15 protein-coding genes are annotated in these 15945 nt (G+C 62.3%); 13 read left to right on the top strand and 2 right to left on the bottom strand.

Annotation, left to right across the window (positions count from 1 at the left end):
* Window positions 1-29 precede the first annotated feature (29 nt).
* From atpE to BLS08_RS00845, 13 genes are all read left to right on the top strand, one after another.
* Window positions 30-257, top strand: coding sequence for a F0F1 ATP synthase subunit C (gene atpE / locus BLS08_RS00905; RefSeq protein WP_003241387.1), 228 nt, complete (start codon window positions 30-32; stop codon window positions 255-257).
* Between the two features lie 86 nt (window positions 258-343).
* Complete coding sequence (locus tag BLS08_RS00900; protein WP_021487439.1) at window positions 344-814, top strand: F0F1 ATP synthase subunit B; 471 nt, start codon at window positions 344-346, stop codon at window positions 812-814.
* A 12-nt stretch (window positions 815-826) separates the two neighbouring features.
* The gene (locus BLS08_RS00895; protein ID WP_021487438.1) at window positions 827-1363 is read left to right on the top strand and encodes a F0F1 ATP synthase subunit delta; all 537 of its coding nucleotides are present in this window, start codon (window positions 827-829) and stop codon (window positions 1361-1363) included.
* A 15-nt stretch (window positions 1364-1378) separates the two neighbouring features.
* Window positions 1379-2923 carry a F0F1 ATP synthase subunit alpha gene (gene atpA, locus BLS08_RS00890; RefSeq protein ID WP_021487437.1) on the top strand — a complete coding sequence of 515 codons (1545 nt, stop codon included), beginning with the start codon at window positions 1379-1381 and terminating at the stop codon, window positions 2921-2923.
* Window positions 2924-2971: 48 nt separating this feature from the next.
* Window positions 2972-3835: a F0F1 ATP synthase subunit gamma gene (atpG, locus tag BLS08_RS00885; RefSeq protein ID WP_017676262.1), complete on the top strand. Its 864-nt coding sequence runs from the start codon at window positions 2972-2974 to the stop codon at window positions 3833-3835.
* A 30-nt stretch (window positions 3836-3865) separates the two neighbouring features.
* Window positions 3866-5242 (top strand): F0F1 ATP synthase subunit beta, encoded by a 1377-nt coding sequence (atpD, locus tag BLS08_RS00880; protein WP_017676261.1) that lies wholly within the window; start codon window positions 3866-3868, stop codon window positions 5240-5242.
* A gap of 79 nt (window positions 5243-5321) precedes the next feature.
* Complete coding sequence (locus tag BLS08_RS00875) at window positions 5322-5756, top strand: F0F1 ATP synthase subunit epsilon (protein ID WP_017676260.1); 435 nt, start codon at window positions 5322-5324, stop codon at window positions 5754-5756.
* Between the two features lie 123 nt (window positions 5757-5879).
* Window positions 5880-7238, top strand: coding sequence for a bifunctional UDP-N-acetylglucosamine diphosphorylase/glucosamine-1-phosphate N-acetyltransferase GlmU (gene glmU / locus BLS08_RS00870; protein ID WP_090335912.1), 1359 nt, complete (start codon window positions 5880-5882; stop codon window positions 7236-7238).
* Between the two features lie 56 nt (window positions 7239-7294).
* Window positions 7295-7906: a LysE family transporter gene (locus tag BLS08_RS00865; RefSeq protein ID WP_064493636.1), complete on the top strand. Its 612-nt coding sequence runs from the start codon at window positions 7295-7297 to the stop codon at window positions 7904-7906.
* 73 nt (window positions 7907-7979) lie between these two features.
* Window positions 7980-8750, top strand: coding sequence for a DeoR/GlpR family DNA-binding transcription regulator (locus BLS08_RS00860; protein ID WP_090335910.1), 771 nt, complete (start codon window positions 7980-7982; stop codon window positions 8748-8750).
* A 10-nt stretch (window positions 8751-8760) separates the two neighbouring features.
* Entirely contained in the window at window positions 8761-10611 is a 1851-nt protein-coding gene (glmS, locus tag BLS08_RS00855) for a glutamine--fructose-6-phosphate transaminase (isomerizing) (protein ID WP_090335908.1), read from the top strand.
* 10 nt (window positions 10612-10621) lie between these two features.
* On the top strand, window positions 10622-10852 hold the full coding sequence (locus tag BLS08_RS00850; protein WP_055986069.1) for a hypothetical protein: 231 nt from the start codon (window positions 10622-10624) through the stop codon (window positions 10850-10852).
* Window positions 10853-10885: 33 nt separating this feature from the next.
* The gene (locus BLS08_RS00845; RefSeq protein WP_055986072.1) at window positions 10886-11653 is read left to right on the top strand and encodes a YoaK family protein; all 768 of its coding nucleotides are present in this window, start codon (window positions 10886-10888) and stop codon (window positions 11651-11653) included.
* A gap of 44 nt (window positions 11654-11697) precedes the next feature.
* On the opposite strand, the gene BLS08_RS00840 is transcribed toward BLS08_RS00845, so the two are convergent.
* Window positions 11698-14766, bottom strand: a complete 3069-nt coding sequence (locus BLS08_RS00840; protein WP_055986075.1) for an efflux RND transporter permease subunit — start codon at window positions 14764-14766, stop codon at window positions 11698-11700.
* On the bottom strand, window positions 14767-15861 hold the full coding sequence (locus tag BLS08_RS00835; RefSeq protein WP_055986078.1) for an efflux RND transporter periplasmic adaptor subunit: 1095 nt from the start codon (window positions 15859-15861) through the stop codon (window positions 14767-14769).
* Window positions 15862-15945 lie beyond the last annotated feature (84 nt).

Genomic DNA, 15945 nt, shown 5'->3' with positions numbered 1-15945 from the left:
CTTAACCTCTAAAAACTCTGGAGCTAACTATGGAACTCGTCTACATCGCCGCTGCCATCATGATCGGTCTGGGTGCCCTGGGTACCGGTATCGGCTTCGCCCTGCTGGGCGGCAAGCTGCTGGAATCCACCGCTCGCCAGCCTGAGCTGGGCCCGCAGCTGCAAACCAAGACCTTCCTGATGGCCGGTCTGCTCGACGCCGTTCCGATGATCGGTGTTGGTATCGCGATGTACCTGATCTTCGTTGTCGCGGGTTAAGAGTTCCTGAGTTCGAGGCAGCATGATGAGTGCTGCCTCTTCAGGCTTTTCTTCCCTGAACACGAGATAGCACGAGGTAAATCGCTGTGAACATTAACCTGACCCTGTTCGGTCAAACGATTGCCTTCGCTATTTTCGTCTGGTTCTGCATGAAGTTCGTATGGCCGCCGCTGACGCTGGCCATGCAGGAACGCCAGAAGAAAATCGCAGAAGGTCTGGATGCTGCCGGGCGCGCTGAGCGCGATCTGCAGTTGGCCCAGGAACGCGCTGCCCAGATGCTTCGTGAAACCAAAGAGCAAGCTGCCGAGATTCTCGATCGGGCGAACAAGACCGCCAACGCAATCGTCGAAGAAGCCAAGGCCCAGGCCCGCTCTGAAGGTGAAAAGCTGATTGTTGGCGCCAAAGCCGAAATCGATCTGGAAGTGAACCGTGCCAAGGAACAACTGCGTGCACAGGTAGCAGCTCTGGCTGTCACCGGCGCCGAGCAGATCCTGCAGTCCTCCGTGGACGGCGCTGCGCACAACGATCTGGTCGCAAAACTGGCCTCTCAACTCTAAGCGAGGCTCGCGATGATCAATACCAACACGCTCGCTCGGCCCTACGCGAAAGCTGCGTTTGAGTTTGCCAGTGCTGCACAGCAGGCCGATGCCTGGCTGAACATGCTGTCGCTGTCCGCTGCTGCGGTTCAAGCGCCGGCCATGGCTCAGCAGTTGGTCAACCCGGCGTTGACCGATGAGCAGAAAGTCAATGTGCTGGCGCAGCTCTGTGCCGGTCACATCGACGCTTCGTTCAGCAACTTCCTGCACTCGCTGGGTAGCAATGACCGACTGTCGCTGCTGCCGGTAGTACGCGAACAATTCGCTGTGCTGAAGGCTGAAGCCGAACGCGCCCTCGATGTCGAGGTCGAGTCGGCGTTCGAGCTCAGTGCTGAGCAATTGCAAACTCTGGCTGCCGCCCTTTCCAAGCGGCTCGATCGCACCGTCCAGCCCACGCCCGTGGTCAATCCCGCCCTGATCGGCGGTGTTGTCATTCGTGCAGGTGACCTGGTCATCGACGGTTCGGTCCGCGGCAAGCTGAACAAGCTGGCCGAAGCGTTGAAATCCTGATTTGAGGGAACTGGCATGCAGCAATTGAATCCTTCCGAAATTAGCGAAATCATCAAGCAGCGCATTGAGTCGCTTGATGTATCCGCTCAAGCCCGTAATGAAGGCACCATCGTCAGCGTTTCCGACGGTATCGTGCGCATCTACGGCCTCGCCGACGTCATGTACGGTGAGATGATCGAATTCCCTGGTGGCGTGTACGGCATGGCGCTGAACCTGGAGCAAGACTCCGTAGGTGCCGTAGTACTGGGTGGTTACCTGACCCTCGCCGAAGGCATGAGCGCCAAGTGCACCGGTCGCATCCTGGAAGTTCCGGTTGGTCCGGAGCTGCTGGGCCGCGTCGTTGACGCACTGGGCAACCCGATCGACGGCAAAGGCCCGATCAACGCCGCCGCTACTGACGCCGTTGAAAAGGTTGCACCGGGCGTGATCTGGCGTAAGTCGGTCGACCAGCCGGTGCAGACCGGTTACAAGTCGGTCGATGCCATGATCCCGGTAGGCCGTGGCCAGCGTGAGCTGATCATCGGTGACCGTCAGATCGGTAAGACTGCTCTGGCCGTCGACGCCATCATCAACCAGAAAGACAGCGGCATCCGTTGCGTCTACGTCGCCATTGGTCAGAAGCAATCGACCATTGCCAACGTGGTCCGCAAGCTGGAAGAAGCTGGCGCCCTGGCCAACACCATCGTGGTTGCAGCTTCGGCTTCCGAATCCGCTGCCCTGCAGTTCCTCGCGCCGTACTCCGGTTGCACCATGGGTGAATACTTCCGCGACCGCGGTGAAGATGCCCTGATCGTGTACGACGACCTGTCCAAGCAGGCCGTTGCCTACCGTCAGATCTCCCTGCTGCTGCGCCGTCCGCCAGGCCGTGAAGCCTACCCGGGCGACGTGTTCTATCTCCACAGTCGTCTGCTGGAGCGCGCTTCCCGCGTTTCCGAAGAGTACGTCGAGAAGTTCACCAATGGCGCCGTGAAGGGCAAGACTGGCTCGCTGACCGCTCTGCCGATCATCGAAACCCAGGCCGGTGACGTTTCCGCGTTCGTTCCGACCAACGTGATCTCGATCACCGACGGTCAGATCTTCCTGGAATCGGCCATGTTCAACTCGGGTATCCGTCCGGCCGTCAACGCCGGTATCTCGGTATCCCGTGTCGGTGGCGCGGCTCAGACCAAGATCATCAAGAAGCTTTCCGGTGGTATCCGTACCGCTCTGGCTCAGTACCGTGAACTGGCGGCATTCGCCCAGTTCGCTTCTGACCTGGACGAAGCCACCCGCAAGCAGCTCGAGCATGGTCAGCGCGTAACCGAGCTGATGAAGCAGAAGCAGTATGCGCCGATGTCCATTGCCGAAATGTCGGTGTCCCTGTACGCAGCCGAGCGTGGCTTCCTGCAGGACGTCGAAGTCGCCAAGATCATCAGCTTCGAGCAGGCCCTGATCGCCTTCTTCAAGCGTGATCACGCCGACCTGATGGCGAAGATCAACGAGAAGGGTGACTTCAACGACGAAATCGACGCTGGCCTGAAAGCCGGTATCGAGAAGTTCAAGGCCACCCAAACCTGGTAACCGCAGCGGGGGCTTTGGCCCCCGCCTGCTTGAACCAAAAGGTGTGAAATGGCAGGCGCAAAAGAGATTCGCAGCAAGATTGCGAGCATCAAAAGCACGCAAAAGATCACCAGCGCCATGGAAAAAGTGGCGGTCAGCAAAATGCGCAAGGCTCAACAGCGCATGGCTGCTGGTCGTCCCTATGCTGAGCGTATTCGTCAGGTGATTGGTCACCTGGCCAAGGCGAACCCGGAATACCGCCACTCGTTCATGGTGGAGCGTGATGTAAAGCGCGTCGGTTATATCGTGGTGACCTCGGACCGTGGTCTGTGTGGTGGCTTGAACATCAACCTGTTCAAGGCGCTGCTCAGAAGCCTGAAGGAATGGCGCGACCAGAAGGTCGAGGCTGATTTCTGCGTGGTGGGCAGCAAGGGCGCGAGCTTCTTCCGCAGCAACGGAGGCAACGTGGTTGCCGCCATCAGCAAGCTGGGTGAAGAGCCGTCCATCAACGACCTGATCGGTAGCGTCAAGGTCGTGCTGGATGCCTACGCCGAGGGCCGTATCGACCGTCTGTATCTGGTGTCGAACAAGTTCGTCAACACCATGACGCAGAAGCCGGAAGTGCAGCAGTTGTTGCCGTTGGCCGCGAGCGATGCGCAAGGCGTGCAGAAAGGTCTGTGGGACTACGTGTACGAGCCGGACGCCCAGCAATTGCTGGATGCGCTGCTGGTACGCTACATCGAGTCGCAGGTCTATCAGTCCGTGGTCGAGAACAGCGCGTGCGAACAGGCTGCGCGGATGATCGCGATGAAGAACGCAACCGACAACGCCGGTGATCTCATCAAAGACCTGCAGCTGGTTTACAACAAGGCTCGTCAGGCAGCGATCACCCAGGAAATTTCGGAAATCGTCGGCGGCGCTGCCGCGGTTTAAGAACGGTTCAAATATTCAGAGGAACCAAAGATGAGTAGCGGACGTATCGTTCAAATCATCGGCGCCGTCATCGACGTGGAATTTCCGCGTGACAAGGTGCCGAGTGTTTATGAAGCGCTGAAAGTAGTTGGCGCCGAAACCACCCTGGAAGTTCAGCAGCAGCTGGGCGACGGCGTGGTACGTACCATTGCGATGGGTTCGACCGAAGGCCTCAAGCGTGGCCTGGACGTCAACAGCTCTGGCAAGGCCATCTCCGTACCGGTCGGTAAAGCGACCCTGGGCCGGATCATGGACGTGCTGGGCAACCCGATCGACGAAGCCGGCCCCATCGGTGAAGAAGAGCAGTGGGAAATCCACCGCCCTGCGCCGAGCTATGCTGAACAAGCTGGCTCCAACGAGCTGCTGGAAACTGGCATCAAGGTTATCGACCTGGTCTGCCCGTTCGCCAAGGGCGGTAAAGTCGGTCTGTTCGGTGGTGCCGGTGTCGGCAAGACCGTGAACATGATGGAACTGATCCGTAACATCGCCATCGAGCACAGCGGTTATTCCGTGTTCGCCGGTGTGGGTGAGCGTACTCGTGAGGGTAACGACTTCTACCACGAGATGAAGGACTCCAACGTTCTCGACAAGGTAGCCCTGGTCTACGGTCAGATGAACGAGCCACCAGGCAACCGTCTGCGCGTAGCACTGACCGGCCTGACCATGGCCGAGAAGTTCCGTGACGAAGGTCGTGACGTTCTGTTGTTCGTCGACAACATCTACCGTTACACCCTCGCCGGTACCGAAGTATCCGCACTGCTCGGCCGTATGCCGTCGGCAGTAGGTTACCAGCCGACCCTGGCCGAGGAGATGGGCGTTCTGCAGGAGCGTATTACCTCCACCAAGAAAGGCTCGATCACCTCGATCCAGGCTGTCTACGTACCTGCGGACGACCTGACCGACCCGAGCCCGGCGACCACCTTCGCCCACTTGGACGCCACCGTCGTTCTGTCCCGTGACATCGCTTCCCTGGGTATCTACCCGGCCGTTGACCCGCTGGATTCCACCAGCCGTCAGCTGGACCCGAACGTGATCGGCCAGGATCACTACGAGACCGCTCGTGGTGTTCAGTATGTTCTGCAGCGCTACAAGGAGCTGAAGGACATCATCGCGATCCTGGGTATGGACGAATTGTCCGAAGACGACAAGCAGCTGGTATCGCGCGCTCGTAAGATCCAGCGCTTCCTGTCCCAGCCGTTCTTCGTGGCTGAAGTCTTCACCGGTGCCCCGGGCAAGTACGTGTCCCTGAAGGACACCATTGCCGGCTTCAGCGGCATTCTCAAAGGCGACTACGACCACCTGCCGGAACAAGCGTTCTACATGGTAGGCGGCATCGACGAAGCCATCGAGAAAGCCAAGAAACTGTAAGTAACGGGTGCGCCCTCTAGAGGGCGTCCAGGCCGGAGTGGGCAGCAGCCCGATCCGGCCTCTCAACCGAGGCATTGTTATGGCTATGTCAGTCCACTGCGATATCGTCAGTGCGGAAGAAGAGCTGTTCTCGGGGCTGGTGGAAATGGTCATCGCCCACGGTCACCTCGGTGACCTGGGTATCCTGCCGGGCCACACCCCGCTGCTGACCGATCTCAAGCCGGGTCCGGTGCGAGTGATCAAGCAGGGTGGCACCGAGGAGGTGTTCTACATCTCCGGTGGCTTCCTGGAAGTTCAGCCGAGCATGGTGAAGGTTCTTGCCGACACCGCTGTTCGTGCCGGCGACCTGGATGAAGCCGCTGCCATCGAAGCGCGCAAGGCGGCCGAGAAGGCGCTGAGCGAGAAGGGCACCGAGTTCGACTACGGCAGTGCTTCGGCACGCCTGGCCGAGGCTGCTGCTCAGCTGCGCACCATCGAAGAGATGCGCAAGAAGTTCGGCGGCCGCAGTCGCTGATCGCGTATCGCGGTATCACGCAAAGGGGCGACTTAGGTCGCCCCTTTGCGTTTCTGGCAAAATAGCGCTTTCTTCGCGCGGCTCTCTGGCCGCGGCCAAATCTTGCCCAGCAAGGAGCTTTCTATGAGTCTGGATATCGTCATTCTTGCCGCTGGCCAGGGCACGCGCATGCGTTCCGCTTTGCCCAAGGTGCTGCACCCGGTCGCCGACAAACCCATGCTGGGGCATGTCATCGACACCGCGCGCAGCCTGCAGCCGCAGAGCATCCAGGTGGTGATCGGTCATGGCGCTGACAAGGTGCGTGAGCGCCTGGCCGCGGCCGACCTGAATTTCGTCATCCAGGCTGAGCAGCTCGGCACCGGCCACGCCGTGGCCCAGGCTCTGCCGCAGCTCAGTGCCGAGCGCGTGCTGATTCTCTATGGCGACGTGCCGCTGATCGAACCTGCCACCCTGCAGCGCCTGCTGGCCCTGGTCAGCGATGATCAGTTGGGCCTGCTCACCGTCGAGCTGGCTGACCCGACCGGCTACGGCCGTATCGTTCGCGATGAGGCTGGCGTGGTGCAGGCCATCGTCGAGCACAAGGACGCCAGCGAGGCGCAGCGGCAGATCCGCGAAGGCAACACCGGCATCCTCGCCGTACCGGGCAAGCGCCTGGCCGACTGGCTGGGGCGTCTGTCCAACAGCAACGCTCAGGGCGAGTACTACCTGACCGACGTGATCGCCATGGCCGTGGCCGATGGTCTAGTGGTGGCCACCGAACGCGCCGCCGACGAGATGGAGGTGCTCGGTGCCAACGACCGCATCCAGCTGGCTCAGCTCGAATGCCATTACCAGCAGCGCCTGGCCCGCCGCTTGATGGCCCAGGGCGTCACCCTGCGCGATCCGCATCGCTTCGATGTACGCGGCGAAGTCAGCGTTGGCCGCGACGTGACCATCGACATCAACGTCATCCTCGAAGGCAAGGTAGTGATCGAGGACTTTGTTTCGATCGGTCCGAACTGCGTGATCAAGGACTCGGTGCTGCGCAAGGGCGCTATCGTCAAGGCCAACAGCCACCTGGAAGGTGCCGAGATGGGCGAGGGCGCCGACTGTGGTCCGTTCGCCCGCCTGCGTCCCGGCACCAAACTGGGCGCCAAGGCCCATGTGGGTAACTTCGTCGAACTGAAGAACGCCGTGCTGGGCGAGGGCGCCAAGGCCGGTCACCTGAGCTACCTGGGCGATGCCGAGATCGGCGCGCGAACCAACATCGGTGCCGGCACCATCACCTGCAACTACGACGGTGCCAACAAATCCCGCACGGTGATGGGCGAGGACGTCTTCATCGGCTCCAACAGCGCCCTGGTGGCGCCGGTAACGCTGGGGGCCCGTGCGACCACCGGCGCCGGTTCGGTAGTGACCAGCGACGTGCCGGCGGATACGCTGGCAGTGGGTCGGGCCAAGCAGCGCAATATCGAAGGCTGGAAGCGCCCGACGAAGAAGTGAACCCGATCCAGCCTGGGTGACCAGGCCTGTGGATAACCTGCCGGAGGCAGTCCTGTATGTTCGGTGTGACGGATTACGCCGCCTTCGTGGTGGCCTTCATCATCCTGCTGGCCATTCCTGGCCCAGGTAACCTGGCGCTGATCCTGTCCACCGGCAAGGGAGGGATTCGCGGTGGATTGGCCTCTACCCTGGGGATCATGCTCGGCGATCAGGTACTGCTGTGGCTGGCGGTGGCCGGTGTCGCCGCGCTACTCAAGGCCTATCCGGCAGCCTTCCATCTGGTGCAGTGGCTTGGCGCCGGCTATCTGGTCTACCTCGGCCTGCGCATGATCCTGGCCAAGCCGGGGGCCGCGCCGACGCTGGACATCAAGCCGCGCCAATACCTATGGCAAACCCTGGTGATCACCGTCTTCAACCCCAAGGCCATCATTTTCTACATGGCGTTCTTTCCGCTGTTCATCGATCCGCAGCGGCATCAGGGGCTGATTACTTTCGGTTTCATGGCCGTGACCATCATGGCGCTGACCTTTTTCTACGGCTTGCTGATCGTGCTGCTGACGCACTTTCTCGCCGAGCGCATGCGCGCCAACCCACGTATCGCACGGGGGTTGGAGAAACTGGGCGGGCTGTGCCTGGTCGGCTTCGGGGTCAAACTGACGTTGAACTGATCGACGGACGCTTGCGGGCTTTTCGATCATATGTTTTGATTCGCGCCATTATCTTTCGAATCGAAACTTAAGCATGTCGAAGCGCAACACGCCGCAACGTCGTCACACCATCCTTGCCTTGCTAGCCGAGCAGGGCGAAGTGAGCGTGGACGCCCTGGCGCAGCACTTCGCCACCAGCGAAGTGACCATTCGCAAGGACCTCGCTGCCCTGGAAAAGAACGGCCTGCTGCTGCGTCGCTATGGCGGCGCGGTGCCGGTGCCGCAGGAGCTGATCAGCGAGCCGACGCAGCCCATTTCCCCCTACAAGCAGGCGATTGCCCGTGCCGGCGTGGCGCGCATCCGCGAACACGCACGCATCATCATCGACAGCGGCACCACCACCGCGGCGATGATCCCGCAGCTTGGCCACAAGCCCGGTCTGGTGGTGATGACCAACTCGCTCAATGTGGCCAATGCTCTGCGCGAACTCGAACACGAGCCGGTGCTGCTGATGACCGGCGGCACCTGGGACCCACACTCGGAGTCCTTCCAGGGCCAGGTGGCCGAACAGGTGCTGCGCTCCTACGACTTCGACCAGCTGTTCATCGGCGCCGATGGCATCGACCTGGAGCGTGGCACCACCACCTTCAACGAGCTGCTCGGTCTGTCGCGGGTTATGGCCGAGGTGGCTCGTGAAGTCATCGTCATGGTCGAGAGCGACAAGATCGGCCGGCGCATTCCCAATCTGGAACTGCCCTGGAGCAGCCTCCATACCCTGATAACCGACGAGCGCCTGGATGCCCAGGCTGCCGAACAAATACGCGCGCGCGGCATTCCGCTGATCCTCGTGCCGCTGGAAAACTAAGGAGAGCCCCATGTGTGGAATCGTAGGCGCCATCGCCGAGCGCAATATCACCCCGGTCCTGGTCGAAGGCCTCAAGCGTCTGGAATATCGCGGCTATGACAGCGCCGGTGTGGCGCTCCTGACCGAGCAGGGCGCACTGGATCGCCGCCGCCGCGTCGGCAAGGTCAGCGAACTGCAGGCCGCGCTGCAAGCCGAGCCACTGGCCGGGCGTCTGGGCATTGCCCACACTCGTTGGGCTACCCACGGTGCGCCGAGCGAGCGCAACGCTCACCCGCATTTCTCCGGGCACGAGCTGGCGGTGGTGCACAACGGCATCATCGAGAATCACGAAGAGCTGCGCGAGCGCCTCAAGGGCCTGGGCTACGTCTTCACCTCCGATACCGACACCGAAACCATCGTCCACCTGCTCGAGCACAAGCTGCAGCAGCTTGGCGACCTCAGCGCTGCGCTCAAGGCCGCCATCCCGGAACTGCATGGCGCCTACGGCCTGGCGGTGATCAGCGCCAAGCAACCGGACCGCCTGCTCGCCGCGCGCAGTGGCAGCCCGCTGGTGATCGGTCTGGGTCTGGGCGAAAACTTCCTCGCCTCCGACCAGTTGGCCCTGCGCCAGGTCACCGACCGCTTCATGTACCTGGAAGAAGGCGATATCGCCGAGATTCGTCGTGACGGTGTGCAGGTCTGGGACGCCGCCGACAATCCGGTGCAGCGTGAAGCCGTGCAGTACCACGAAGGTGCCGAGGCAGCGGACAAGGGCGAGTACCGCCACTTCATGCTCAAGGAAATCCACGAGCAGCCCAAGGTGGTGCAACGCACCCTGGAAGGCCGCCTGGGCAGCGATCACGTGCTGGTGCAGGCCTTTGGCCCGCAGGCTGCCGAGCTGTTCGCCAAGGTCAAGAACGTGCAGATCGTCGCCTGTGGCACCAGCTACCACGCCGGTATGGTCGCCCGTTACTGGCTGGAAGAGCTGGCCGGCATTCCCTGCCAGGTCGAAGTGGCCAGCGAGTTCCGCTACCGCAAGGTGGTGGTGCAGCCGGACACCCTGTTTGTCAGCGTCTCGCAGTCCGGCGAGACCGCCGACACCCTGGCCGCGCTGCGCAACGCCAAGGAGCAGGCGCCGGGGCAGGGCGGCTACCTGGCCAGCCTGGTGATCTGCAACGTCGGTACCAGCTCGCTGGTGCGCGAGTCCGACCTGTGCCTGCTGACCCAGGCCGGCCCGGAAATCGGCGTGGCCTCGACCAAGGCCTTCACCACCCAGCTGGTCGGCCTGATGCTGCTGACCCTGGCCCTCGGCCAGGTGCATGGCAGCCTGGACAAGGCGCTGGCCGCCGAACTGGTGGAAGAGCTGCGTCGCCTGCCGACCCGTCTGGGCGAAGCGCTGGCCATGGACAAGACCGTGGAGAAGATCGCCGAACTGTTCGCCGAGAAGCACCACAGCCTGTTCCTTGGCCGTGGCGCGCAGTACCCGGTGGCCATGGAAGGGGCGCTCAAACTCAAGGAAATCTCCTATATCCACGCCGAGGCCTACCCGGCCGGCGAGCTCAAGCACGGGCCATTGGCCCTGGTCGACAGCGATATGCCGGTGGTCACAGTAGCGCCGAACAACGAATTGCTGGAGAAGCTCAAGTCCAACCTGCAGGAAGTGCGCGCCCGTGGTGGTGAGCTGATCGTCTTTGCGGACCAGCAGGCCGGTATGCGCAACGGCGAGGGCACCCATGTGGTGAACATGCCGCATATTCACGACCTGCTGGCGCCGATCCTCTACACCATCCCGCTGCAGCTGCTGTCCTATTATGTTGCCGTGCTCAAGGGCACCGACGTCGACCAGCCGCGCAATCTGGCAAAAAGCGTTACGGTGGAGTGAGGGGGCGCTTGTGAAACGTGAAGATATAAGGGCCAGAAGCGCCGCTGGCGTGCAGTTCGATACCCATCTGATGCCCAACCCGGGCAATACCCGGGAGTGGATCGTGCTGTTCAAGAAGGATGCGGGTACCAGCTACTTTCTGATCGACGAGCAGGATGAGGTGGAGTGCTTTGCCGACCTCAATGGTCTGATCGAGGAATTGCGGCAACTCGGCATCAAAGGTGCGGAGATTCATCTGTGAGTCTCTCGCGCCACTTCGTCACCTAGGTGCCCTATGCCGATCCGCTATGCCCGACGCCTGACCGGGCGCAAACGCAGTGTCGTGGCCAACCGTCATCTGGGTTACGCCCTGGCCTTTGTCGCCGGGGCAATCAATGCCGGGGGCTTTCTTGCGGTGCAGCAGTACACCTCGCATATGACAGGGATTGTCTCGGCCATGGCCGACCATATCGCCCTGGGTGCCTATGATCTGGTGCTCGGTGGGCTGGGTGGGGTGTTGTCGTTTGTCCTGGGTGCCATCGCCTCGACCCTGATGGTCAATTACTCCAAGCGCCGCCGCCTGCACAGCGAAAACGCCCTGCCGCTGCTCTGTGAGGCGGCACTGCTGCTGTGCTTCGGTCTGCTTGGCGCCACCCTGGCAACCATCGAGGGGCTGTTCGTGCCCCTGACGGTGATGCTGCTGTGCTTCATCATGGGGCTGCAGAATGCCCTGATCACCAAGTTGTCGCGGGCAGAAATCCGCACCACCCATATCACCGGCATCGTCACCGATATCGGTATCGAACTGGGCAAGCTGCTGTACTGGAACCGCCATGGCGACAGGCACGGTCGGGTCCAGGTCGACCGTCAGCGCCTGCAGGTGTTGAGCCTGCTGGCGCTGTATTTCTTTATGGGTGGGATTGCCGGTGCCTTTGGCTTCAACGGCCTGGGCTATATCGCCACCCTACCGCTGGCGTTGTTGCTGGTAGGCCTGGCTCTGGTGCCAGCGGTGGATGATCTGCGCTCGGGGTGGCGCCGTTTTAGACGCGCCCGGCAGGGTTGAGTCGACCTTGAGAGCGGGTGGACAACTGCGCGTTGTCCACCTTCTTAAGCCTCTGCCGCGCCCTGCTCCTTGATCCCGTAGAACACGCAATACAGCACCGGCAGCACCACCAGCGTCAGCAGGGTGGCGAAGCCCAGGCCGAACATGATCACCACCGCCATGCTCTGGAAGAAGGCATCGGTCAGCAGCGGGCTCATGCCCAGGATGGTGGTCAGGGCGGCCATGGCCACCGGGCGCACGCGGCTGATCGAGGCGTCTTCCACGGCTTGCAGGGCATCCTTGCCGCTGGCCAGCTGCAGCTGGATTTCGTCCACCAGGACGATGCCGTTCTTCACCAGCATACCGCTCAGGCTAAGCAGGCCGAGCAGGGCCATAAAGCCGAAGGGGATGCCGGTCAGCAGAAAGCCCAGGGTCACGCCGATCATCGCCAGGGGCACGGTGAGCCAGATCACGGTGGCGCGCTTGAACGAGTCGAAGAGCAAAATGGTGATCATAAACATCACCAGATAACCCAGCGGCAGGCTACCGAACACTGCACCTTGCGCATCGCGGGAGCTTTCATACTCGCCGCCCCATTCCAGGCTGTAACCCTCGGGCAGGGGGATGGCCTCGATCTGCGGCTTGAGGCGCTGGAACAGCTGGGCTGCGGTTTCGCCGCTGAGCAGGGAAGGATCGGCCTGTACGGTGAGCGTGCGTTTGCGATCCAGACGCATGATCAGCGGGTCTTCCCACTCGGTGTTAAAGCCCAGCAGCACCTGTTCGATGGGCAGGTAGCCGCCCCGGGCGTTGCTCCAGATCTGCAGGTCACTCAGGCTGTCGGCATTCAGCCGCTCGTTGTCCGGGGTGCGCGCGACTATTGGCAGCAGGCGGGTGCCGTCGCGGTACAGGCCGACATTCATGCCGGAGAAGCTCATGCGCAGCAGGTCATCCAGCTCACTCTTGTCCACCCCCAGTTCGCGGGCGCGGGCCTCGGCGAATTGCGGGCGGACCAGCTTGGTGCGCTCATACCAGTCGTGCATCACTGCATTGGCTACCGGGTCCTGGCGCATCAGACGGCTGACCTCGCCTCCCAGGCGGCGCAGTTCGTCGGGGTCGGGGCCGCTGAAGCGCGCCTCGATCTTGCTGTCGTTGCCGGGGCCGAGCATCAGTTGCTTGAACTTGGGCTTGATCTGCGGGTACTGCTCGGCGACATGCAGTTCCAACTGGTTGATCAGCGGCTCGATGCGCTCCAGGTTGTCGGTGCGCACCAGCAGCTGAGCGTAGTTGGGGTACTGCTTCTGCGGTGAGTAGGTGAGGATAAAACGCAGGGCGCCCTGACCGATTGTGCTGCTGACCGTGGTCACCCCTTCCTGCTCCAGTACATGCTGATCCAGTTCGGCCACCAGCTGCTCGGTGTAGCGGATATCAGTGCCCTGGGGTAGCCACAGGTCGATAAAGAACATCGGCGTATTGGACGGCGGAAAGAAGCTCTGGCGCACCTTGCCGAAGCCGGCAATGGCCACCACCAGCAATACCACCAGCATGCCCAGAGTGAGGCTACGGCGGTGCAGGGCGAAGTCGAGCAGGCGCCGGTAGCTGGTGAAGATCACCCCGCCGTAGGGGTCGCCCTGATCCTGGCCGGTCAGGGTCTGGTTATCGCGGAAGAACAGGCTGGCGAAGAACGGCGTCAGGGTGATGGCAGTCACCCAGCTGAGCAGCAGGGAGATCATCAGCACCTGGAACAGCGACAGGCAGAACTCGCCGGTGGAGTCGTCCGACAGGCCGATGGGGGCGAAGGCGATGATGGCGATCAGGGTGGCGCCGAGCAGCGGCAGATTGGTCTGGCGGACGATGCCCCGCGCTGCCTCCAGGGTGCTCTGGCCGCGTTGACGGCCGACCAGAATGCCTTCGACGATAACGATGGCGTTGTCCACCAGCATACCCAGGGCGATCACCAGGGCACCGAGGGAAATGCGCTGCAGCTCGATGCCCAGCAGGCGCATAAAGATAAAGCTGCCGAGCACCGTGAGGGCCAGGATCAGGCCGATCAGCAGGCCGCTGCGCAGGCCCATAAAGATCAGCAGCACGACGATCACGATGGCCACCGAGGCGACGAAGTTGATCACGAAACCCTGCACCGAGGCCTGCACTTCGGCGGCCTGGTCGTAGAACACCTGCAACTGCATACCGGCCGGGCGCTGGGCGTCCAGTTCGGCCAGGCGCGCGTTGATCGTCGCGCCGACATCCACCACGTTGACCTTGGGTGCGAAGGAAACGCCCAGGGTCAGGGCCGGCTGGCCGTTCATGCGGTAGAGGTTGCCCGGTGTTTCGCTAAAGCCGCGGCTGACCTGGGCGATATCGCCGAGAGTGACCTGCTGCGCGCTGCCCGGGTCGCTGATGATCAGGCGCTCCAGCTCGCGCACATCCTGCAGCTCGCCAGTGGGGTGCAGGCGGATCGACTCGCTGCCGACCAGAATGCGCCCGGCGTTGGACACCACGTTCTGCTGGCTGAGCACCTGGGCCAGGCGCTGCGGGGCGATACCCAGGGTGCTCATCTTGCTGCGCGAGATTTCCACCTGCACCTGCTCCTGGCGGGCGCCGGCCAGGCTGACCTTGCCTACGCCAGGCAGCAACACCAGTTCACGGCGCAGGTAGTCGGCGAAGTCGCGCAGCTCCTGGGCGCTGTAGCCTTCGCCGGTGACCAGCAGGAAGAAGCCGAATACATCACTGAAGTCGTCGCGGATCTGCGGCGGGTTGACTCCCGGTGGCAGGCTGGGCTGCAGGTCGTTGATCTTGCGCCGCAATTCGTCCCAGATCTGCGGGATCTGCTCGGCCTTGTACTGGCTGTGCAGCTCCAGGCTGATCTGCGAGAGCCCGGCGCTGGAGATGGAGGTGACCTTCTTGATCGAGGGCAGCTGCTGAATGGCGTTTTCCAGGGGATAGCTGACTTCCTCTTCCACCTGCTGCGGCGAGGCGCCGGGGTAGCTGGTGATGACCATGGCGTTTTTCAGGGTGAAGGAGGGGTCTTCCAGGCGGCCGATGCCGAGAAAGGCCATCAACCCGCCGATGCCCAGCACCAGGGTGACCAGCCAGCTGGTGACGCGGCGCTGGATAAAATAACCGGCGATATCCATTTACAGCCCCCGCTCGCGTACCCAGGGCCGCACTGCCTGGCCTTCCTCCAGTTCGGCGCCACCGACGGCGACGATCTGCTCGCCGGGCTCGATGCCGCTGAGCACTTCGATACCGTTACGGGTCAGCTGGCCGACTTCGACCTGGCGCGCGGTGAGGCGCAACGTGCCGTCCTGCTCGCGCGCCACCCATACCTGCTTGACTTCGGCGGCGACGCTATCCGGGCTGAATACCGCCTCCACCGGCACCAGCAGGCGATTGTCCGGGTTGCGGCTGATTTTGGCGAAATCGATCTTGACCGTGGCGCTCATGCCCGGCAGCAGGTTGAGCTCCTCGGGGCGAGGCATGGACAGGGTGACCTGATAGGTCAGGGTCTTGGGGTCTGGCTGGGTGCTGTGTTCCTTGTACACCGCCTCGAATTCGCGATCCGGCAGGCTGTCGAGAATCACGCTGGGGTGATAGCCCACGCTGTCTTCACGACTGCGCAGGTTGGTCAGCAGGTTTTCCGGCATCTGGAACAGCACATCCAGGCTGTCGCCGCTCTGCAAGGTGACGATAGGTTGCTTGGCCTGCACCACCTGGAAGTTATCCACATGGGTGTTGGCCGCTACACCGTCGAAGGGTGCGAGGATGCGGGTGTAGTCCAGCTCCTGACGAGCCAGGCTCAGGGCAGCGCTGGCCGAGTCGAGGGCGGCCTTGCGCTGGTCATATTCGGAGCGGGAAATCATCTGCCGCTCAAGCAGTTGAGCAATGCGCTTGAACTGGGCGTTGGCCAGGTCGAAGCTGGCCTGGCGATCACGTACCCGCAGACGCTGGTCGGTGTCTTCGATGCTGGCAATCAGCTGGCCGCGCTTGACCGGCTGGCCCTGCCGCACCTCCAGCGTCTTCAGCTGGCCGCCGATGCGAAAGGACAGCTCGGCTTCCTCGGTGGCCTTGAGGCGGGCGGGGAATTCGCGCAGGCGCTCGCTGGCGGGGTCTTCCACGGTAAACAGCTTGACCAGGCGCGGTGCCTGTTCCTGGGGGGCGGGTGCCTGGTCGCAGCCGACCAGTAGCAGGCTGGCCGGTAGGCACAGACAGAGGAGGGGGCGTAGGTTCAAGATGACTATCCCTGATAACGACACAATAGAAGGTCGCACCCAATCGAGTGCGTATGGCCGAGAGTTTAGGGGGTAATTGCTGCG

Source organism: Ectopseudomonas chengduensis (assembly GCF_900102635.1).
Taxonomy (GTDB): domain Bacteria; phylum Pseudomonadota; class Gammaproteobacteria; order Pseudomonadales; family Pseudomonadaceae; genus Aquipseudomonas; species Aquipseudomonas chengduensis.
This window is presented reverse-complemented; position numbering and strand designations above follow the sequence as displayed.

Coding starts and splice junctions, on each gene's coding strand:
- glmS (WP_090335908.1), top strand. CDS start 8,761: ATGTGTGGAATCGTAGGCGCCATCGCCGAGCGCAATATCACCCCGGTC.
- BLS08_RS00860 (WP_090335910.1), top strand. CDS start 7,980: ATGTCGAAGCGCAACACGCCGCAACGTCGTCACACCATCCTTGCCTTG.
- BLS08_RS00840 (WP_055986075.1), bottom strand. CDS start 14,766: ATGGATATCGCCGGTTATTTTATCCAGCGCCGCGTCACCAGCTGGCTG.
- BLS08_RS00865 (WP_064493636.1), top strand. CDS start 7,295: ATGTTCGGTGTGACGGATTACGCCGCCTTCGTGGTGGCCTTCATCATC.
- atpD (WP_017676261.1), top strand. CDS start 3,866: ATGAGTAGCGGACGTATCGTTCAAATCATCGGCGCCGTCATCGACGTG.
- BLS08_RS00845 (WP_055986072.1), top strand. CDS start 10,886: ATGCCGATCCGCTATGCCCGACGCCTGACCGGGCGCAAACGCAGTGTC.
- glmU (WP_090335912.1), top strand. CDS start 5,880: ATGAGTCTGGATATCGTCATTCTTGCCGCTGGCCAGGGCACGCGCATG.
- atpA (WP_021487437.1), top strand. CDS start 1,379: ATGCAGCAATTGAATCCTTCCGAAATTAGCGAAATCATCAAGCAGCGC.
- atpE (WP_003241387.1), top strand. CDS start 30: ATGGAACTCGTCTACATCGCCGCTGCCATCATGATCGGTCTGGGTGCC.
- BLS08_RS00875 (WP_017676260.1), top strand. CDS start 5,322: ATGGCTATGTCAGTCCACTGCGATATCGTCAGTGCGGAAGAAGAGCTG.
- BLS08_RS00895 (WP_021487438.1), top strand. CDS start 827: ATGATCAATACCAACACGCTCGCTCGGCCCTACGCGAAAGCTGCGTTT.
- atpG (WP_017676262.1), top strand. CDS start 2,972: ATGGCAGGCGCAAAAGAGATTCGCAGCAAGATTGCGAGCATCAAAAGC.